We start from the raw sequence: 18609 nt of genomic DNA, 5'->3' as shown, positions 1-18609 counted from the left end.
AAAAGACCGCTTTCGCGGCCCTTTTTTATTTTGCAGGGAAGTAAAGTGTCACATATTGTGCGGCAACGTAAGCTTTTTTCTTTTTATAAGTGACTTTATACCAGGATACTTTATCGGTTGCAGCATAAGCTTTCGCAAATTGTAGAGATTCGCCTTCTTTTACAGTTCCTAAAATTTTACTTGTCGTTGATGCCTTTTGACGTATTTTTAACGGTACGCCTTTCGTATTTGAAACGACACCTAATGTTGTTGTCTCTTTTTTGGCGGCGACAGTTGGTTTTTTGAAGCTAATATATTTTGACGCAACGTATGCTACTTTGTTTTTATAGACGATTTCAAAGTAAGGATCTTTTGATTTTGCTGTATATTTTTTCGTTAACGAAACTTTCGCACCATCTTTTAATGTACCAACGATTTTGCTCGCTGTAGAAGCTGTTTCACGTACATTTAATTTTAGGCCATCTAAATTGGCAACGTATGCTGTTTTTACAGCTTTCGGTGTTGATTGCGCAGGTTTTTGTGTTGCTGTAGTAGGTTTTGTTTTTGTAACATAATCGCTTGATACGTAAGCAATTTGTCCTTTGTATAAAATACGATACCAAGCTGTATTAAAACCGTCAATCACTTGGATCTTTTCATTTTTAGGAAGGGTTGTAATGATTTTGCCATCTATACTTGGTGCTATACGTGCATACACACCGTGACTAATATACATAGTTGTCGTTTCATAAGCTGGTGTTGCAGTTATTTCGGCTTGAACAAGCTGTGGCGTAGCGATCGTTGTTAATGCAATTGCACTTGCGAGCGCCAATTTTGAAAATTTGTACGGATTCATGTTTTATCCTCCTTAGGATACATATAGGGTAAAAAGTAAATAAATGTAATTTTATAATTCCATTTATTTAGATTAATTACTTATTTTCTGTTTATTTTAGCATATTTATGAAAATTGAACTACCCCCAATTAGCCGTTCTTTAAACGTACTTGAAGTGGGGGTAGTTCAATAGTTGACATAAAAAAATGTATCTTATATGCTGTATTCGTCATAAGGATGGTAAAAGGGGGATTATATTGAAAAACAACACAACACGAGACCATATATTAGAAGTCGCTACACGCTTATTTCATTTGCAAGGCTATCATGCGACTGGGCTCAATCAAATTTTAAAAGAATCAAACACACCGAAAGGCTCGCTTTATCATTACTTCCCCAATGGTAAAGAACAGCTAGTCATTGAAGTGATCGATTCATCATCAAAACGTTTACAAGATGATATTCAAACACAATTGAATTCCGTTGCAGATCCAGTGACAGCCGTTCAAAACTACTTACAGCTCATGATGCAACGTTTTGCGTATTTAGAAGATCCGAATGAATTTAGTATGCCACCATTTTCATTAATCGCATTAGAATCCGCTTTTTCCAATGAACATATTCGCCATGCATGTGAAGAAAATTATAGAAAAGTAGAACAGTTGTACTATGATAAATTCGTTGAAAGTAACGTACCGACAGAACGTGCCACGGACATAGCAACGACAATTTGTGCGGCTATTGAAGGGGCATTTATGTTAGCAGTTACGAAAAAAACGAATACACCGATTGCTAGTTTACAGATGATGATTCCGAGTTTCTTTCGATCATAATAGAAATAATGTGGGATAAAAGAAGAAATGTGAGGTGATGTTAAAAATCGTCCACATTTTTTTACTTTTGAAACGTGGGTATTTGTTTTGTTTTTTAAAGAACCGGTCAAAGGCAGTTAATAGGTTTTCGTAGGAGGCTTGTAGTGCCACACTATTTACATTACGTAACCAAGCAGTATCATCTTGTTTCTTCAGCTTTGTGAGCATTTTGGATATAAGAGAACGATTTAGTCCTTTACCTTCTTCTTTATAAGACGTATTCCACAGCTCAAGAAAATAATTGTACACAAAGCGACAATGCCCATGTGTTTGATGAATAAGCGCTTGTTGATCTTTATGCGGCATGACAAACACCTCCTTTTCCTCATATTTTAATAGGAACAGGTGTTCTTTTCAACAACTTGATGCGAGCAAAATGAATGCGGAAAAATGATAAATACGAAGTATAATAAAGGAAGCATCTTTCGAGATGCTTTTTTATTTGGTTCAAAAGATACAATGATATATTGAAATATAATTAATAAGGTTTATAATAATGTATATAATATCTAATGGAGGATCTGAAAATGAAGAAAATCATGTTATCCACTGCGTGTATGTTAGGGCTAACGACGTTCGTTGCAGCCCCTCATGCGCAAGCACAACAAGCACCATCGACTGTACATACGGCGAGTGTGGCACAGCCACTTAGTACGAAAACATATAAAGTGAAACAATGGCATATGTCATTTAAATTGCCTGAAAAAACATCAAAATATAAATTTAAGATGAGAAACGGAGAGCTAGAAATTAAGCGTGGCAAAGAAGTCATGGCTTATATTATCCGTGAGAAGCGTGGCAGCAACTTATCAATGCGTAGTGAATATGAAGTCGTTCGCCACGGTAATTATGAATATTATATTCGTCATGGTATGAATGTATTTACAGAAATGCCAGGTACAGCGAAATATAAACGCCAAACAAAAGTATTTAATACGATTTTAAAAACATATAAATTTTATTAAGCAAAAAGGTCTTTGCGAGTGATGCAAAGACCTTTTTCGATATTTGTCATTGGTTTAAAAGGGAAATAATGTTATTATTATATTATAACTGATCGCAATATAAAAAGAGGTTCATAGCGCCAACCCTCTATAAAAAACTATGGGAATGATGACGAGCTGTCCATATCCGATAGGGTATGGCTTTTTTTATTGTATAGGTTATATATTTTAAAAAGAAAGGTTCGTGAACATATGTTAGCACAATATTATCCACATCCATCACACAATTATCAATACGAATTAAATAAAGATATGCATTTTTCATCTGCTCATTTCATTCCAGATGCATCAGCGGGGCAGTGTGCGAATATGCATGGCCATACGTATTTCGTGAACGTCACGATTGCAGGCGATACGTTAGACGCGACAGGTTTTTTAGTCAATTTTCAAGATTTAAAGCGTCTCGTCCATAAACGATATGACCACACCGTTTTAAATGATCACGCAGAATACGCGGGCAATCATTTTCCGACGACAGAAGTCATCGCGCGTACAATTTGGGAGCGTATTGAAGCACATCTTGAAACGACACCGAACCGTCCTCATTGCTTGCAAGTGCTCGTTCGTGAAACCCCATCTTCATACGTCATGTACCGTCCAAAGGGTGAGCAACGTGGCTAAAAAAGTACCGGTAATGGAAATGTTTGGTCCGACGATTCAAGGAGAGGGGATCGTTACAGGACGTAAAACGATGTTCGTTCGTACAGCGGGCTGTGATTATGCATGTGCGTGGTGTGACTCCGCATTTACGTGGAACGGCACAGAACGCGGCACGTTGTTAACAGCGCAAGACATTTGGACGCAATTTGAAGAGATGGCAACTGTAGATGGCGTACGTAACTTTAATCATATTACGATTACAGGGGGCAACCCTGCACTTTACAATGAACCAATTGATGAACTTATCGACATTGCACATGCCCATGGTGTCGAAATTGGCTTAGAGACACAAGGTTCACGCTGGCAACCATGGTTTTTAAAGGTGGACGATTTAACCATTTCTCCAAAGCCACCGAGTTCGACGATGACGACCGATTGGGCAGTGTTAGATGAGATTGTTGAGAAATTAGGCAATCATTCATTTTCAATGAAAGTCGTCGTTTTCGACGAAATTGATTTTGACTATGCGCAAACGATTAACCGTCGCTATGCGTTAGATGAATTGTATTTATCTGTCGGAAATGATAACGCGACAGAAGCGGGAGATATTTCAAGTCGTCTCCTACAAAAATTAGATTGGCTTTGGCAACAAGTACTCGCAACACCTGCGATGAACAATGCAAAGCCGCTTCCACAACTACATGCACTTGTGTGGGCAAATCAACGTGGTGTATAATAATAAGCCTTTCTTTGATGGAAGAAAGGCTTATTATTTTAGAAATTAAAGGACGTGGACATATGCGAAACTGGTTGGTGATCATTGATCCATTCCATATATTTATCGCCATTGCGCTAAGCTTGATTATCGTCGATGTATGTAGCCTTTTCTTAGGCCGTACTATTTCGCTCGGTATGATGTTAATGCAATTTGCCATTCCGACTATATGCGCACTCATCGTCGCAGGCGGACGCAAACTATTGAAATTGTAGGGGGGAACGGACATGTATACGAAAGAAGTTGCTAAAAAAGTAGGCATTCATCCAAATACAGTTAGATTATATGAAGCATGGGGCTATATTTCACCTGTGCCGCGACAAGCAAATGGTTATCGTTTATTTGATGAACGTCATCTCACACAACTCAAAATTGTACATCTCGCCTTTCAGCAAGAGTTCATTCAACATCAGTTGCGTCATTATCAATAACATGCATCGACCGTTGATAATCGTACATTTCAAATTTATCGAGCTCAGCCCGATAATCCATTAAATAGCGTTGAATCTCCTGAAACTGATCATTTTTTACGTGTAGTTGCTGTTGAAGTGTCGTTTTCTCAATTTGTAAACTGTTGAGTGTTTTCGTTAAATAATGTTGTTCTTCTGTCATCATATGATCCTCCATTTTAAGTGGTTTCTCTAGTGTACGCATTCAGTTTTCACTGGTGTGTAAGTGGAAGGTTTAAATTGAAAAAAATGAAGTTTAAATGGTAAAAATATGATATTGTGTTAAAATAAAGATGTAATTATAACGAATGAGAGGTGTTTTTGTGAAAACAGCGTTATCGGTTTTTTTAGGATTATTTTTAAGTTTCATGTTATTGGGAGGTACAATCGGGATATATATCGTTTGTGCGATTGTCATTGCACTCGTTGTAAGAGGTTTTTTGTACATAAGAGATATACACGCACATACGGTGACACGTGTGGATAAAGTAACCGCTGCTGTCGATGCGTACGAAAAAGAAAAGATGATGCCGTAAGCCGATATGTACATGTCGGCTTTTTTTATGCGTCTATATGTTGCTTGCGCGCGTAGATTACTTTAAAGTGAAATTAATGTATTTAAATAGAAAAGGGTATGAGCCATTGAAACAGTTTATGACAACACTGATTGAAGAAATCGGAAAGAAATTAGGATTGAAGCGGGAATGGATTCAGCTAGGGCTGAAAGTTTTCCGTTTACTAGAAACGAAAACAACGCAACGAAGCGGCCATCTTGCATCTGTACAGTTTGCCGCTAGTGTTGATGGAGATACGTCGAAGTTTTATATTGATGGCAAAAGACAAACCGTTCGTTATTTGTTAATCGATACACCAGAGTCTGTGAAGCCGAATACACCGATACAACCGTTTGCGAAAGAAGCAAGTGCATTTACAACGAATGCATTGAAACGTGCGAAAACGATTGAGCTAGATTATGATCAAACGGGTGATCGTGGAGATAAATATGGTCGTAAATTGGCCTATGTTTACGCAGATGGCAAAGATTTAAACGAAGCGCTCCTTCGTAAAGGGCTTGCCCGCGTCGCGTTCGTTCATGAGCCAAACACGAAACATCATGCGAAGTATTTAGAAGCTCAAGCCTATGCACAAAAGCATCAGTTAGGCATTTGGTCGATTCCGGGATATGTAACGAAACGTGGATTTCGTGAACATGTACGTTAGAAGTGTAAAACAAACGCATACGATTGGTATGTGTTTTTATTTTTTTATTAAAAGTTATAATTTGTTAAAAGTGTTATAATTTAATTTTGTAAGGAAATATAAGTCATAGGGAGGTATATGATGAAAAAAATGAGTATTGTATTTTGGGGTTCAGGCATATTAACAATTTTTTCTGCATTATTTGGTGTAATAGCCCCACAAAGTTTAGAAAAATTAACAAGTCATATTCAACAATGGCTTACGACAAATTTTGGTTGGTACTATTTATTAGTCGTCGCATTGATTGTCGCATTCTGTCTCTTTTTAATTTTAAGTCCGGTTGGCTCTATTAGACTTGGTAAATCGACAGATCGACCAAAATATAGTAACCGATCATGGTTTGCGATGTTATTTAGTGCAGGTATGGGGATTGGCCTCGTTTTCTGGGGCGCTGCAGAACCGCTATCTCACTTTGCGATTGATGCACCACTCGCGCCAGAAGGGTCTCAACAAGCGCTAAAAGACGCTTTTAGATATACATTTTTCCATTGGGGCATTTCTGCTTGGGCGATTTATGCAATTGTCGCACTTGCATTAGCTTATGCACAATTCCGTAAAGGTGCGCCAGGATTAATTAGTTCTACGCTCTATCCAATTATCGGAGAAAAATCAAAAGGAGCTCTCGGTCATCTTGTAGATATCATTGCTGTTTTCGCAACTGTTATCGGTGTGGCTACAACTTTAGGGTTAGGTGCACAACAAATTAATGGCGGTTTATCTTTCTTATTTGATATACCGAATAGCTTTTTCATTCAACTTTTGATTATCGGTTTTGTTACAGTGTTGTTTTTAATTTCTGCCTCTACAGGGTTAGATAAAGGTATTCAAATTTTGAGTAATTGGAATTTATATATCGCGTTAGTGTTATTAATCCTAACCTTTATCATTGGCCCAAGTGTAAATATTTTAAATACGATGACATCAGCTATCGGTGGTTATATTCAAAATATTGTTCAAATGAGTTTACGTACAGAACCTGGTCCAGATGGTGCTAGAGCCTGGGTGGATAGTTGGACGATCTTTTACTGGGCGTGGTGGATGTCTTGGGCACCATTTGTAGGGATCTTCATTGCGAGAATTTCAAAAGGACGAACAATTCGTGAATTTTTATTGGGCGTCATATTAGTACCGACATGCGTGAGCTTTATTTGGTTCGCTACGTTTGGTGTGACAGCTATCGATGCCTATCAACAGCAACCGTCAATTGCCGAGCTTCCTACTGAGCAACTACTATTTGGCGTATTTAATGAACTTCCGATGAGCTTTATATTATCGTGCATTACGATTGTACTCGTCGCCTTCTTCTTCATTACTTCTGCCGATTCAGCTACATTCGTGCTAGGGATGCAAACAACGAACGGTTCATTAAATCCACCTTTCCAAGTGAAGTTATTGTGGGGGTTATTAACATCGGGCATTGCTGCTAGTTTATTATTTTCTGGTGGACTCACAGCTTTACAAAACGCCGCCATTATCGTTGCTTTCCCATTTTCGATGATTATTTTATTGATGATATGGGCGTTGTATAAGTCATTAATGGACGAGCGCAGAAAATATCAACTTTACATTCGACCAAAGTTGAAAAAACAAGAAAAATAAATGATAAACGGTTTAAAAAAGACACTATCGTCTTTTTTAAACCGTTTTTTGTTGCATAGATTGCCATTTATATACAATTTATATAGACTAGTAATAAATCAAAATTTTAGGAGAGAGCTACATGCTATATGCATTAATCATCATCGCCATCGGTCTCGTTATTTTTCAATTGAAAACGCAGTCTAAGATAGGCTTATTCGCCATTCCCACACTTTTAACGTTCCTTTTTGCGTTAAGTTTATGGCGTAATTGGGAGTGGGATATGCTTTTTACACCAATGATTGTGTTTATTTTAGCAATGTGGGTGATCGTCGTTCTTCGCTTGGTACGTCGCTCAGCGTAATTTATCAATATTATCGGGACATACATACGGTAAAATGTTGGCGAAAAACAGTTAAATATCATGCCTTTGCTTGGTCTTGTACCGGGCTTCTTTTGTGTAAGTCATCTCATTTTATAATAGCTAACTGAGCTTATAGGGAATGGCTTACACAATATATGCATGTCAGATTTTGTTATGATGTATATAGAGGTGATGAAGTTGGATCCACAAAAATTAGGACAAACGATTAAATTTTTTAGACAACATAATCAAATGAAACAAGATGCATTGGCAATCGGTATTTGTACAACCTCGTATTTAAGCCGTATTGAAAATGGGCTCGTCCAAGCAGATAAGACGATTTATAATATGTTGTTTGAACGTTTAAAAATGAATTTTGATACGTATATGGAAGAAGCTGAAAAGCAAGAAGTATGGTTAACCCATATATACGATAAGTTATTATCAAATGAGGAAATGACGCTAGCAGAAGTAAACGCCTTACATATGCTATACACACATCGCACATTACCGAGCATTCAGTTGCAAGTTGATTTGGTGTATAGCCGTTATTTATTGAGCACGAATCGTTATGAGCAAGGAGCTGCTATTTTGGCGTCGATTGAAACGTTATTGATTCCGAATCGATCAAGAGAGTGGCAGTTATTCGTAGCGGTAAAAGCGTATGAAGAGTTAATGGCAGGGAAGTATGAAGCGATTTTAACGCGAGAAGAAACGACGAATAGCCGTATGTATTTAACGAAAAGTCCATCGTTCGAACGGGCGAATTACGTATATCATTTGGCATTTGCGAGTCATCGCGCTTATCGTTTTACGAGTGCAAAGCATTATATCGAAGAAGCAATTCAGTTGTTTAAACATCAATATAAACCGTTGTTTCAACTGAAGCTCTATTCGATGTATGGTGTGATTTTAAATAGTGTCGGACAAGTAGAAGCGGCGTTAACGGAATATCACGCAGCGATTGATTTATTAACGCACGTACCGTCGATTGCAACAGATGAACAGTGGCAATCTATTTATAACAATTTAGCATTTGCGTATGAGTCTGATCGGCATTACATTAATGCAATTTATTATTATGAACAGGCACTTGCTTACGGACATGATACACATACATTTATTAATTACACACGTGCGTTGCTGTTCGGTCAGGAAAAGACACGTTTTTTAAAAAAATATGGCGACGTTAGAAACATTAGCGCTTCAAGAAGGTACGCATTTATATATGCAATACCGTTTGATGAAAGGTGTCGCGTTGTTATATGAAGCGGGGGATATGGAGTCATTTATCGTGTTTGAAAAACAGGCTTTCCGTTATTTTGAGGAAGCGCGTCATATTGAACTCATCTTGTCATATGGTCCTCTTGTCGTTCAAGTGTATGAAGATTTGAATCAATATAAACGTGCAGCTGCACTGTATAAATTGCTATTTGAAACGAGTGAACAAATGCGTTTAACGAACAGTGAGGAGGGTGATGTATGACGTGGACAAGGAATGAAATGTATTTATTAGGCGGTCTTGGTGTGTCGCAACTTGGTAATTGGTTATATTTAATTGCGCTCAATGTGCTCATTTGGCAGATGACACATTCACCAGCTGCGGTTGCGGGGGTGTATATGATTGGTCCGATTGTCCGGATCATTTGTAATAGCTTTGCGGGGTCGTACATTGATCGGTGGTCGAAAAAGCAAATTGTCGTCGTCACGGATTGTATACGGGGTATCCTCGTATGCTTCATGCCGTTTGCACATGAATTGTGGCTCGTATATGTATTAATCGCTTTAACGAACGTTGCGACGAGCTTTTTTAGTCCAAGTAGTACGTATTTAATCAAAGTACACGTCGTAGAGGAGCGCAAACAACGTTTTAATGCGCTATATGCGACGTTGAATGCAGGTGCTTTCATGGTCGGACCAGCGCTTGCTGGGGCATTGCTGATCGTATTTTCGCCAAGCATTGTCATTTGAATCAATGGATTCACGTTCTTTTTATGCGCAGCCTTACTAAGCTTGTTGTCAAAAGACCCATTCCAGATAATTTCATCAGAAAGGGTAACGTGGCAGACGTTAAAAGCAGATTATGTATTAACGTGGACCTATGCACGTCAGCAAGGACACTTCACGCGATTTGTGATCATTTATTCAATTGCTTTAATGATGGCTTATGCGCTTGATTCACAAGAAATGACGTTTCTATTTACGCATTTATCGATTTCTGAAAGTTTATATGGCGTAACGGTCACAATTGCGGGTATCGGAGCGGTCGTTGGAGGCATATGTGCGACGCTATTTTCGAAAAAAATGAGCGCAGAACGCTATGTGAAAATCGGCTTCTTTTTAACGATGGTGAGTTATTTTGGGTTTTATATGGCGGATCGTTATTGGTTCGCGGTTATTTGCTTTGTGACACTTGGCTTTTTCATGGCTTTCAGCAATGCAGGATTCGATACGCTTTATCAACGTGCCATTGCACCAAAGTTGGTTGGTCGTACGACGAGTATGTTGCTTATGATGCAAAGCGTACTCCAAGTACTGTTAACGGCACTCATTGGGTTATTCGCACAATGGTGGTCACTACAAGCAACAGTTGCCATTTGTGCAGGTTTAGCGGTCTGTTTAGCCATTTGGTTGATTTGTATGAAAATCACGCCAAAGACGGCAACATCGCTTTCTACCTTTTTTGACCATCATTAAGCGCTTTGATTATGTATTTTAGAAACATTTTGCTAATACGCGTAACTATCTATTATGAGAATTAGCAAAAATGACAAAAATATAATCATAAAAGTCTTTACATATATTAAAGTTATCTTTAATTAACCTAGTTAACTTAAAGATAAATAAAAAGGTTTACTAAAGTTAATTTATATATATGATTAAAATTGAAAATAAATCTGTATTTGAAAACGTAAAAAGCACGCGTCTTTATGAGATGCGTGCTTTTGTGATTATATTTTATAAGATACCTTCATATAATTGGGATCTAATTGGATACGAATGTTTTTCATCTTTGGATAGCGCTTCGCTAATTGTCTCTTTAATTTCGTTGGTGTTAAGTTTTGTGCAAAGACGACGTGGTTATCAACACGGAAAACATATTGATGTGACCCTTTCGTTAAAGCATTATGTTTTATTAAATACTTACTTAATGCAGGAATAATATCACCGTCTAAAATTTGTTTCTTCTTGTTGTAAAACTCTAATTTTGAACGTAGCTTTTTTGGGTCTCCATCGATATCATTTCCGAGGCCTGTCATCGTGACATGGTCCATCTCACTCATCAGTAAATAGCCACCCCAAATATTTGCATCATTTTTGGCGCTAACTGCGCGAGAAGGATTGACGTAGTAATCTTTGTTGTTAATGACAACGCGAATATCGTCATAATATGGATACGTATATTCATCTATTTTGTTTAAACTTAAATGCGCATCAATTCCCGCTTCTTTCATAACAAGGTATACGAGTGTTGCCACGCCGCTTCTACCGGTTATTTCTCCAGTACGTAGCGTAAATAAATAGCTTTGGCGATCGGGTGCTATTTTTTCTGATATGCCCTTTTGATATGGATGTATTTTAAAGTTTCGTGCAATGTCATAAGCAGCTTTGACGCGTCCCGCTTCTGTTTTATACGTTTTCACACGTTTAGCTTCATGCGTTACAAACGTACGCATCGCTTTTAAATTTGCTTTCAACGTTTCCGCATCGTAATAATACTGTGGTGTGAAAATAGGATAGCCATCGTATGATTTCTCTTGGTCTTGTATATAACTATCTTCTGGAAAAATACCTTGTAGTTCAGGCTGTTGCATCGCTTTATCATAATCCCGATAAAATTGGGTGCCGTTATATGCTTCACCAGCTAATACGTAATAGTCGGCTAAATGGATATTTTGATCACCTTGAAGCATACGATATTTTAGCCAACGCTCTAAATGTGTAGCCCCAGTAATCGTAATGCCTTCTGACGTTTGAATAGTCGTCGGTTTTGTTAATTCAAAAATCGTGGTTGCTTCACTGCTTACTTCTTCTGCATAAACATTTTGGGTTGATAATAATCTCGTTATAGCAACAGCAGATGCGGTCGTCAATTGTATCATCGTTTTTGTCTGCATATATATACTCCTTTTAATTATTATGCTTGTTATCGACGAAATGAATACAACATTTATTTTCGCGATAAAAAAATGCCCATGAAACTGGACATTTTTATCGTTATTTTGTGTAAGTTACTTTTAAATAAATACCTTGTTTTTCAATTTTTACGTCTTGTAAATTTAGTCGATCCTTCAATGTCTCTTGCGCTTTATACATTCTGCCTGATCCTAACGTTAAATCTTCTTCTAATAAGAAATACACGACTTTTTGGTCTGTAACATCTTTACCGAACTTTTTCAACGTTTTCGTGAATTTCGAAACTTTTACGATACGATTTTCTTTGTAAAATGGATCGCTTGGTAATAAATCACGTTTTACATTAGAGAGTGGTTGATATTTTTCAGCTTGTTCATAATCATGCAGTGGTAATAAATAATACAAATCTGCCTCTTTCGTAAATGTTGATGCAGATAAATTCGTCACATATTGATGACCATTTAATGTAATGGCGTATATCCCGCTGATCGGCTTTTGATTATAGTCATTTTTAAGTTGTGTCCCTTTAAAGTTAGAGGCAGCAATCGCTAAGTCTAATGCTTCCATGTCTACTGTTTCTTCTTCGCGAACGAAATCATAAAGGAAGCGTATTTGTGCTTTAGCGGTTGTATGTTCGTTAATTAAACTTACGTAGTGCTCGATTGTATGAGCTAGCGTTTCATAATAAGCTTTTCGTTCAGCTTGGGGAATAGTTGTAGATAATGATAAAATCAGGTCGCCACCTCGTGTAAGGCGGTCTGTGTCATAGAAATACTTATTAAATAATGGATCATTAAAAATGGCTCTACCTACTTTATAAGCTTTCGTTCTACCAATCCCTGTAGGCGCAAGCTGCGAGTAATGACTCACATTAATTTCATTATAGCCGTCTAACAGATGATATTTCACGTAGCGACTAAACATATCTTTATCTGTCACTGTTAAGCCATGATGTGTAAATGTTTTATTGCCTTTTATTGCATTATACGCTTCTTCTTCATATGCGGCTGTTGGCATAAGTATTGGTGCTTCTACCGTTTCTTCGTTTTCACTCGGTTCTAGTGCTGTTACGTCATCTGTACTATCAGAAGTTGGTACTTCATTGACAGTTGTATGTTCTACCGTATCATCTGTTGGTGCTGTAGACGTGACTGTCTCTTCTGTCGATACAGGAATGTCATTCGCTGTCTCTTCTGCATATGCGAATGAGGCTGTTGATAACAATAAACTAGCTGATACAAATGTTGTTCCAAATATTTTTCTCATCGTCTCACTCCTTATACCAGTTCTGGATCATCATCATATGTACGCACATAGATGAAATATCCGTCTAAATCAAAATAAAAATCATCTGTAGATGAAAAATTTTTTTGAAGTACTGCTTCAATTTCTTCCGCAGTATCATACCCTAGTTCTTTAAAAATAGTACGAATTGTTTTAGTCGTCACAATATGCGCACTAATGGATCCGACTTCTCCATCACTTGCCGAATTTAAAGCTTCACTTAATGCTTTAAAAATATCTGGATAGTTTTTAGGAGACTGACCACCGTATACAGTTAAGTTTTTTGGTAATTCTTTTCCTTGTTGCATGAGTGTATACATTTGAAGCGGCATAAAGCCAAATTCAGGCGTATTTCTCGGAATCATTGCATATGTTTTCGCATCAAATACATACGTTTTTTTATTGATAGTAGCTGTTACGTATCGTTTTTTAGCGTCAACTGTAACAGCAAATTGATTACGCGCACCGACTTCTTTTGCGTATAAATTATAAGCAAGTGTATCAGCTTCACCGTCACTGAACAAATAGTAAAGCACTGTTTTTTTCGCTGCTTTCGTTCCTAAAAAATCAACTACAGTACGATCAAATTTTTTATACGCTGTGTAATTGTCCGTATCGCGTTTTTTCCGTTGCATATTGATCAGTACGCTCGCATAGCCTTTCGTACGCGTGTCAATTTCTGTGCTAACATATTTGACGAATTTTTTGAGTTCTGTACTTTTAAACGCATATGTAAGCTTTAAATAATATTGACCTCCTGATTTTTTCACAGTCGCCGTTTTAACGATGCCTTTATAAAGCGGCTTTTCCATAATCGTAGCAATCGCTTTTTTCGTATTGTTGACGTTTACATAAGTACGGTTAAGTTTAGCGTAATTGCTTAAGTTAATTTTCGTTTTACCGTCAATTACTTGATACTCTAAGTAGCGAGAGAAACGGTCGCCAGATAGAGTTGTTCCTTGATACACGTAGTTCGTTTTGTTTTTCACACGGTTAAATACATTTTTTTCATATGAGCTATAGCTCGCTGCTTGCGCTGACTGTTCTGATAGACCTGGTACTTCTACAATAGATGATGTAACAAGTAACCCGCTAAGCATAGCAGTTGCTAACAATGATGAACGTTTTAATAACATGTCAATTCCTCCATTTCCTTCTCTATTATCGTGTAAAAGAAATCACTTTAAATAGCTAGTGTGTAAAAAATGTAAAAATACCTGTTATTTTCCTTTCTATCTAATCCTAATAGATTATATATAGAAAAAATTTAAGTTCTTTTGCATGTTTTTTATGTGACTTTTATTGAGTCTTTCGTATATTTTACGTCATATAAAAACCCCAGAACGTTTATCGCTCTGAGGTCGTTAACATTATGATGAAAATGGTGTACCTTCTACATTTAAAAGGAATTTTTATCGATGATAATCTTCGGCTAAAATAGCGAAGTAATCCATATCTTCATATACCCCATCTTTTAAAAACTGCTGACGATGACGCCCTTCAAATGTCATGCCAGACTTCTCCATTACTTTACGAGAAGCGGCATTTCTCACCATACAGCGACTATAAATGCGATTTAATTGATGGTGTTGAAAACCGTAGTCGATGATTTTCCGACAAGCTTCTGTCGCATATCCTTTCCCCCACTCGTCAACATCGATGAAATACCCAACTTCCGCATGTTTATGTACTTTAGAAAAAGCGACTAAGCCACAATTGCCAATGTAGCGGTTATTTTCTTTTAAAAATACAGCAAATTCATACGCTGAACCTTCTTCAAAACTTTGTTGTAAGTAGTCGATCCACTCGTCAACGACTTCACGTGGATATGGATGAGGGATCATGATCATCGTATCTGCAATTTCTTTTCGTTTAACGACTTGAAAAATATCGTCCGCAAAAGCTTTTTCATATGGCTTTAAAATTAATCTTGCTGTTTCTAGTATCATTTTTGTTCCCCCTCTGTAAAAGTGCGTGTACCTTGATGAAAATATAACTGCCATCTATCTCGTTCATAGCGCCAAATTGAACTTCTAAGCGAGATAGTCCCGTCAATAAGTGATGTAGTTTCATACGTTACGTGTGCAGTCGTGTCTGATAAGGACGCGACGTGGAAATTTGAGATTTCAAATGGGATGTTTGCGATACCTTGTTCTGTCACAAGCTGCAATATAGACGCTTTATCGTAGACAGTGCCACTCGTCCCAAATTCTCTAAAGTCTGGTGACAATCGCTCCTCAAAGTCTTGTAGTCGGTAATGCATCAACTGTTTTTCTAAACAGTGCAATGTTTTTTTTAATGTCATCGCTTTACCTCTAATCCAATTGTCTGCACGAATTGCGCAAAAGCATCCGGTTCTTCATCAAATGGGAAATGGTTGCTTTTATGAAACGTCGTCAATGTCGCATTTGGCAATAAATGCGCCGCTTCTACCGCATAAGTATACGGACATTGCGCGTCATGAACGCCCCCGTAAATATAGGCTTTCGTTTCAACAGTTGGCAATTGTGGTCGTAAATCAAATGTAGGTAGCTCCTCATAAGAAAAATAATCTAATCGCTTCCCGACTGTTTTACCGCTATTTGGTTGTTGTATGAGTTTCACATAGCTACTTTCTTGATAGAGCGACATGTACATCCATTCTTTTGAAACAGCTTGTCGTTGCGCTAACGTTGCTGTCGGATCTTTCAACAACGCAAAAATCTCTTTCAGACGGGCGTTATGTGGATTTTCTCTGCAATAGATGCTCGCCGGGTCGTACATATAGTCACGAGAAGCACATAAGCCCCCACCGACGATAAATGATAGATGTGCAGGTGCCTGAACGGCATATGAAAGTGCCAACATGCCGCCTGTTGAATGGCCTGCGAATGCCCATTCATCGAGTTGCAATGCTGCGCGAATCGCCTCTAAATCTGCTACAGTATGATTCATGCTGTATTCATAAACGGTCGTGTCGTCTGTTGAATTGCCACAACCACGTAAATTCACTAAATATACTTTGAAAAATGGGACGAACATGTTCGCAAAATGATTTCCATTTGCATTAAACGCACTGTACAGGTGCGTCACACAGAGTGGTTCCCCTTCTCCAGCCACAAATATTTCAAATACTCCACGCTTTGTTTGAACGAATTGTTGTTGCCACATCATAGCCACGTCCTTTTAAAAGTTTCAATATTCTAATAATTTTTATTATACGCTGAAAAAATGAATAGGAAATAACATATTGACATATTGGTAATTATCAATATAATAAACACTATAACATATTGAGATATTGCAATATGTAAATTTAGGAGGATATAAACGATGAGTAACACAAATCTTTTGCACCAACGTCGATCAATTCGTGACTTTACCGAGCAACCAATCGATCCATCTCTATTAAAACAAATTATTGCAGACGCACAGCGCGCGCCTTCTTATGAAAATAGTCAACCGTGGAAAGCCTATATCGCAACTGGTGATACGTTAAAAAGCATTCGCCGTATACATGCGGAAAAAGTTGCAGCACATACACGAAGCTATACAGAAATTGAGCCGCCCCGTGAATGGACAGCGTATCCGAAAAATAACGTTGCCAATTATATGAAAGAAACGGAAATGTTGATTGGCGATGCAGGTATTCAAGATTTAATCGCACAAAACGCGGTACTATTTAATGCACCAGCCATTATTTATATAACAGTACCAAAAAATGCGACGCTCTATTCAGCGTATGATGTTGGTGCATTCGGTTATGGTATTTTACTATCGGCTTGTCATTATGGGTTAGGAGCTGTACCGGCGTATGAAATTGTCCGCTATCCTGATGAAATTCGCGCACACTTTGACATCTCAGAAGATGAGTCTATTATGATGGGTATCGCAGTCGGTTATCCGACACCGAATAAACCGTTAAGCACACTTGTTATGTCTCGTACAGATTTAGACGATGTTTTACAATTAAAAGATTAAGTCAAAGCCTTTTTCAATATAAGAAAGAGGCTTTTTTTGTATACATTGAAATATTGCAATATGTAGTGGATAATAAAAGTACGTATATATTGTCATGTACGAAAGGAGCAAATTATGGAGTCAATCGATTTAGAAATGATCGACGTTTTTAAAGCATTAGCGAATGAAACGCGCGTCAAAATATTAAAACTGTTAAAAGAGCCGGAAGTACATTTTGGTTGTGAAAATACGAAATTTCCAGAAGCGAAGCCATCAGAAGTAGGTGTTTGCGTCGGGCAAATTACTGAAAAAATTGATATGAATCAATCGACGATGTCGCAATATTTAGCATTGATGGCAAAAGCTGGATTGTTGATTCCGACAAGACTCGGTAAGTGGACATATTACCGAAGAAATGAAGAAAAAATTCAACAAATTAGTCAATATATCTCGCAAGATATGTAGAAAAATAAATAAAAGGAAAAGCGAGGAACGTTATATGTTCCCCGCTTTTTTGCGTAGCTATTGATTGCGCGAACGCTTTGAAAGGCGAATAAAGTAAAAAATACCGCCCCAAATGATAAACATTCCGATAAAATTAGTGACGATTGTTTTCCAAGTCGTATCAAAAGTAAACGCTAATAAGAAGATGCCACAGATCATCAAAAAGCTAACGAAGATAAAATGGCCGAGTTTCATAAGTTCACTCCTTTACCGATAACTGTTGTGCTATTGCCTCGCCGATATGTAACAGTGGGTGTAATATGTTTGCGCAGTAAGCTGTTGCCGTATCCACCATTGGTAGTTGTGCAACGGAAACTGTCTCGGCTGCAAAATTCATCGTTTGTAAAAATTGTTTAATGGCTGCATCGTAAGCCATTTTGTCGTCGTTCATAATGAGGTCAAACGTATGCGGAATGATAAATGGCTTGATATGTATACGCTGTTGATGTTCCGCCGAATAGGCATGTAATCTAGCCATCATTCCATCTATCGTAGCGGGGTTTGTAAATAGTAATGTTTGAGGATGATTTTTCTGACAGATCGCTTCAAAAAACGGTTCGTCTACTTTAATGATTGGAATCGATAGTACAGAAGAATGAGGACAGCACGCAATCATATTTGTACAAGTCATCAATATTGCATCAACGCCACATTGTGCAATCCATCTTAACTGTGTTTGTACATGCTGCACGGCTTCTGTAGGTGTTAACGTATTAATTTGGTGTATAAACCCCGGATCGACGAAGTGCATATACTGTATGTCATCACGTAAAGTACGATCAATATAAGAAATATTTGCGTGATGTGCATGTAAACAGCCAATTATATAAGACAAATGATGACGTCATTTCTAGTTGAAATAGTGACTCATAATTTTTCGCATCGCACGAATCGTACTTACAAACAACCAAGATTGTTCAACTTTTTCATACAAATCCATCTTTTGTTGTGGCATATGTTATCCCTCCTTTTATTCATATACGGCGTTAAAGATCAAAAAGTTTCATAAATGTAATAAATTGAACTAC

At 37.6% G+C, this 18609-nt stretch carries 27 protein-coding genes and 1 riboswitch; of the genes, 16 read left to right on the top strand and 11 right to left on the bottom strand.

Annotation, left to right across the window (positions count from 1 at the left end; all coding sequences use genetic code 11):
• Positions 1–25: 25 nt before the first annotated feature.
• Positions 26–835, bottom strand: a complete 810-nt coding sequence (locus KMHG_RS11330) for an SH3 domain-containing protein (protein WP_010289618.1) — start codon at positions 833–835, stop codon at positions 26–28.
• A 237-nt stretch (positions 836–1072) separates the two neighbouring features.
• Between KMHG_RS11330 and KMHG_RS11325 the strand changes: the two genes are divergently transcribed.
• Positions 1073–1648 carry a TetR/AcrR family transcriptional regulator gene (locus tag KMHG_RS11325; protein WP_010289617.1) on the top strand — a complete coding sequence of 192 codons (576 nt, stop codon included), beginning with the start codon at positions 1073–1075 and terminating at the stop codon, positions 1646–1648.
• Here KMHG_RS11325 and KMHG_RS11320 read toward each other — a convergent pair.
• Positions 1643–1993, bottom strand: coding sequence for a helix-turn-helix domain-containing protein (locus KMHG_RS11320; protein ID WP_010289616.1), 351 nt, complete (start codon positions 1991–1993; stop codon positions 1643–1645). The genes KMHG_RS11325 and KMHG_RS11320 overlap by 6 nt on opposite strands.
• A gap of 221 nt (positions 1994–2214) precedes the next feature.
• Between KMHG_RS11320 and KMHG_RS11315 the strand changes: the two genes are divergently transcribed.
• The 5 genes from KMHG_RS11315 to KMHG_RS11295 all read left to right on the top strand — a co-directional run bounded on the left by KMHG_RS11315 (position 2215) and on the right by KMHG_RS11295 (position 4497).
• Positions 2215–2652 (top strand): hypothetical protein, encoded by a 438-nt coding sequence (locus KMHG_RS11315; protein WP_010289615.1) that lies wholly within the window; start codon positions 2215–2217, stop codon positions 2650–2652.
• Between the two features lie 100 nt (positions 2653–2752).
• Positions 2753–2799: riboswitch (PreQ1 riboswitch) on the top strand.
• Positions 2800–2883: 84 nt separating this feature from the next.
• Positions 2884–3312 (top strand): 6-carboxytetrahydropterin synthase QueD, encoded by a 429-nt coding sequence (gene queD / locus KMHG_RS11310; protein WP_010289613.1) that lies wholly within the window; start codon positions 2884–2886, stop codon positions 3310–3312.
• A complete protein-coding gene (gene queE / locus KMHG_RS11305) occupies positions 3305–4027 on the top strand; it encodes a 7-carboxy-7-deazaguanine synthase QueE (RefSeq protein WP_010289612.1) in 723 nt (240 codons plus the stop codon). Before queD ends, queE begins: the two co-directional genes overlap by 8 nt.
• A 62-nt stretch (positions 4028–4089) precedes the next feature.
• Positions 4090–4281: a hypothetical protein gene (locus tag KMHG_RS11300; RefSeq protein WP_010289611.1), complete on the top strand. Its 192-nt coding sequence runs from the start codon at positions 4090–4092 to the stop codon at positions 4279–4281.
• Positions 4282–4293: 12 nt separating this feature from the next.
• Complete coding sequence (locus tag KMHG_RS11295) at positions 4294–4497, top strand: MerR family DNA-binding transcriptional regulator (RefSeq protein ID WP_010289607.1); 204 nt, start codon at positions 4294–4296, stop codon at positions 4495–4497.
• On the opposite strand, the gene KMHG_RS11290 is transcribed toward KMHG_RS11295, so the two are convergent.
• Positions 4466–4678, bottom strand: coding sequence for a hypothetical protein (locus tag KMHG_RS11290; protein ID WP_010289605.1), 213 nt, complete (start codon positions 4676–4678; stop codon positions 4466–4468). The genes KMHG_RS11295 and KMHG_RS11290 overlap by 32 nt on opposite strands.
• A gap of 160 nt (positions 4679–4838) precedes the next feature.
• On the opposite strand from KMHG_RS11290, the gene KMHG_RS11285 reads away from it, so the two are divergent.
• The 8 genes from KMHG_RS11285 (at position 4839) to KMHG_RS19765 (ending at position 10414) form a co-directional block, all read left to right on the top strand.
• Complete coding sequence (locus KMHG_RS11285) at positions 4839–5051, top strand: hypothetical protein (protein ID WP_010289604.1); 213 nt, start codon at positions 4839–4841, stop codon at positions 5049–5051.
• Between the two features lie 106 nt (positions 5052–5157).
• A complete protein-coding gene (locus KMHG_RS17835; protein ID WP_049929333.1) occupies positions 5158–5736 on the top strand; it encodes a thermonuclease family protein in 579 nt (192 codons plus the stop codon).
• Between the two features lie 120 nt (positions 5737–5856).
• Positions 5857–7374 (top strand): glycine betaine uptake BCCT transporter, encoded by a 1518-nt coding sequence (locus KMHG_RS11275; RefSeq protein WP_010289601.1) that lies wholly within the window; start codon positions 5857–5859, stop codon positions 7372–7374.
• 121 nt (positions 7375–7495) lie between these two features.
• Positions 7496–7717 carry a hypothetical protein gene (locus KMHG_RS11270; protein ID WP_010289595.1) on the top strand — a complete coding sequence of 74 codons (222 nt, stop codon included), beginning with the start codon at positions 7496–7498 and terminating at the stop codon, positions 7715–7717.
• Between the two features lie 198 nt (positions 7718–7915).
• Positions 7916–8986 carry a helix-turn-helix domain-containing protein gene (locus KMHG_RS11265; RefSeq protein ID WP_010289594.1) on the top strand — a complete coding sequence of 357 codons (1071 nt, stop codon included), beginning with the start codon at positions 7916–7918 and terminating at the stop codon, positions 8984–8986.
• Positions 8987–9011: 25 nt separating this feature from the next.
• A complete protein-coding gene (locus tag KMHG_RS19280; protein WP_161601012.1) occupies positions 9012–9203 on the top strand; it encodes a hypothetical protein in 192 nt (63 codons plus the stop codon).
• Positions 9200–9688, top strand: a complete 489-nt coding sequence (locus KMHG_RS19770) for an MFS transporter (RefSeq protein WP_010289591.1) — start codon at positions 9200–9202, stop codon at positions 9686–9688. The genes KMHG_RS19280 and KMHG_RS19770 overlap by 4 nt, the downstream gene beginning before the upstream one ends.
• 42 nt (positions 9689–9730) lie before the next feature.
• Positions 9731–10414 carry an MFS transporter gene (locus KMHG_RS19765; RefSeq protein ID WP_161601011.1) on the top strand — a complete coding sequence of 228 codons (684 nt, stop codon included), beginning with the start codon at positions 9731–9733 and terminating at the stop codon, positions 10412–10414.
• Between the two features lie 254 nt (positions 10415–10668).
• Here KMHG_RS19765 and KMHG_RS11250 read toward each other — a convergent pair whose 3' ends face one another.
• The 6 genes from KMHG_RS11250 to KMHG_RS11225 all read right to left on the bottom strand — a co-directional run bounded on the left by KMHG_RS11250 (position 10669) and on the right by KMHG_RS11225 (position 16288).
• Positions 10669–11835: a hypothetical protein gene (locus KMHG_RS11250; protein ID WP_010289589.1), complete on the bottom strand. Its 1167-nt coding sequence runs from the start codon at positions 11833–11835 to the stop codon at positions 10669–10671.
• A gap of 100 nt (positions 11836–11935) precedes the next feature.
• Positions 11936–13120, bottom strand: a complete 1185-nt coding sequence (locus KMHG_RS11245) for a hypothetical protein (protein WP_010289588.1) — start codon at positions 13118–13120, stop codon at positions 11936–11938.
• A gap of 11 nt (positions 13121–13131) precedes the next feature.
• On the bottom strand, positions 13132–14274 hold the full coding sequence (locus KMHG_RS11240) for a hypothetical protein (protein ID WP_010289587.1): 1143 nt from the start codon (positions 14272–14274) through the stop codon (positions 13132–13134).
• Positions 14275–14550: 276 nt separating this feature from the next.
• Positions 14551–15087: a GNAT family N-acetyltransferase gene (locus KMHG_RS11235; protein WP_010289585.1), complete on the bottom strand. Its 537-nt coding sequence runs from the start codon at positions 15085–15087 to the stop codon at positions 14551–14553.
• Positions 15084–15443 (bottom strand): nuclear transport factor 2 family protein, encoded by a 360-nt coding sequence (locus KMHG_RS11230; protein ID WP_010289582.1) that lies wholly within the window; start codon positions 15441–15443, stop codon positions 15084–15086. Before KMHG_RS11230 ends, KMHG_RS11235 begins: the two co-directional genes overlap by 4 nt.
• Positions 15440–16288, bottom strand: coding sequence for an alpha/beta fold hydrolase (locus KMHG_RS11225; protein WP_010289579.1), 849 nt, complete (start codon positions 16286–16288; stop codon positions 15440–15442). Before KMHG_RS11225 ends, KMHG_RS11230 begins: the two co-directional genes overlap by 4 nt.
• 162 nt (positions 16289–16450) lie before the next feature.
• Here KMHG_RS11225 and KMHG_RS11220 point away from each other — a divergent pair, with 162 nt between their 5' ends.
• Both KMHG_RS11220 and KMHG_RS11215 read left to right on the top strand, forming a co-directional pair.
• Positions 16451–17098: a nitroreductase gene (locus tag KMHG_RS11220; protein ID WP_010289578.1), complete on the top strand. Its 648-nt coding sequence runs from the start codon at positions 16451–16453 to the stop codon at positions 17096–17098.
• A 114-nt stretch (positions 17099–17212) separates the two neighbouring features.
• Positions 17213–17542, top strand: coding sequence for an ArsR/SmtB family transcription factor (locus KMHG_RS11215; protein ID WP_010289577.1), 330 nt, complete (start codon positions 17213–17215; stop codon positions 17540–17542).
• Positions 17543–17599: 57 nt separating this feature from the next.
• Here the strand turns inward: KMHG_RS11215 and KMHG_RS19115 are convergent, their stop codons facing one another.
• Entirely contained in the window at positions 17600–17776 is a 177-nt protein-coding gene (locus KMHG_RS19115) for a hypothetical protein (protein WP_154647374.1), read from the bottom strand.
• A 4-nt stretch (positions 17777–17780) separates the two neighbouring features.
• Positions 17781–18416, bottom strand: a complete 636-nt coding sequence (locus KMHG_RS11205; RefSeq protein ID WP_026022083.1) for a hypothetical protein — start codon at positions 18414–18416, stop codon at positions 17781–17783.
• Positions 18417–18609: the final 193 nt, after the last annotated feature.

The organism is Kurthia massiliensis (genome assembly GCF_000285555.1).
GTDB classification, from domain to species: Bacteria; Bacillota; Bacilli; order Bacillales_A; family Planococcaceae; genus Kurthia; species Kurthia massiliensis.
This window is presented reverse-complemented; position numbering and strand designations above follow the sequence as displayed.

Coding starts and splice junctions, on each gene's coding strand:
- KMHG_RS11330 (WP_010289618.1), bottom strand. CDS start 835: ATGAATCCGTACAAATTTTCAAAATTGGCGCTCGCAAGTGCAATTGCA.
- KMHG_RS11320 (WP_010289616.1), bottom strand. CDS start 1,993: ATGCCGCATAAAGATCAACAAGCGCTTATTCATCAAACACATGGGCAT.
- KMHG_RS11315 (WP_010289615.1), top strand. CDS start 2,215: ATGAAGAAAATCATGTTATCCACTGCGTGTATGTTAGGGCTAACGACG.
- queD (WP_010289613.1), top strand. CDS start 2,884: ATGTTAGCACAATATTATCCACATCCATCACACAATTATCAATACGAA.
- KMHG_RS11300 (WP_010289611.1), top strand. CDS start 4,090: ATGCGAAACTGGTTGGTGATCATTGATCCATTCCATATATTTATCGCC.
- KMHG_RS11295 (WP_010289607.1), top strand. CDS start 4,294: ATGTATACGAAAGAAGTTGCTAAAAAAGTAGGCATTCATCCAAATACA.
- KMHG_RS11290 (WP_010289605.1), bottom strand. CDS start 4,678: ATGACAGAAGAACAACATTATTTAACGAAAACACTCAACAGTTTACAA.
- KMHG_RS11275 (WP_010289601.1), top strand. CDS start 5,857: ATGAAAAAAATGAGTATTGTATTTTGGGGTTCAGGCATATTAACAATT.
- KMHG_RS11270 (WP_010289595.1), top strand. CDS start 7,496: ATGCTATATGCATTAATCATCATCGCCATCGGTCTCGTTATTTTTCAA.
- KMHG_RS19770 (WP_010289591.1), top strand. CDS start 9,200: ATGACGTGGACAAGGAATGAAATGTATTTATTAGGCGGTCTTGGTGTG.
- KMHG_RS11250 (WP_010289589.1), bottom strand. CDS start 11,835: ATGCAGACAAAAACGATGATACAATTGACGACCGCATCTGCTGTTGCT.
- KMHG_RS11245 (WP_010289588.1), bottom strand. CDS start 13,120: ATGAGAAAAATATTTGGAACAACATTTGTATCAGCTAGTTTATTGTTA.
- KMHG_RS11240 (WP_010289587.1), bottom strand. CDS start 14,274: ATGTTATTAAAACGTTCATCATTGTTAGCAACTGCTATGCTTAGCGGG.
- KMHG_RS11235 (WP_010289585.1), bottom strand. CDS start 15,087: ATGATACTAGAAACAGCAAGATTAATTTTAAAGCCATATGAAAAAGCT.
- KMHG_RS11230 (WP_010289582.1), bottom strand. CDS start 15,443: ATGACATTAAAAAAAACATTGCACTGTTTAGAAAAACAGTTGATGCAT.
- KMHG_RS11225 (WP_010289579.1), bottom strand. CDS start 16,288: ATGTGGCAACAACAATTCGTTCAAACAAAGCGTGGAGTATTTGAAATA.
- KMHG_RS11220 (WP_010289578.1), top strand. CDS start 16,451: ATGAGTAACACAAATCTTTTGCACCAACGTCGATCAATTCGTGACTTT.
- KMHG_RS11215 (WP_010289577.1), top strand. CDS start 17,213: ATGGAGTCAATCGATTTAGAAATGATCGACGTTTTTAAAGCATTAGCG.
- KMHG_RS19115 (WP_154647374.1), bottom strand. CDS start 17,776: ATGAAACTCGGCCATTTTATCTTCGTTAGCTTTTTGATGATCTGTGGC.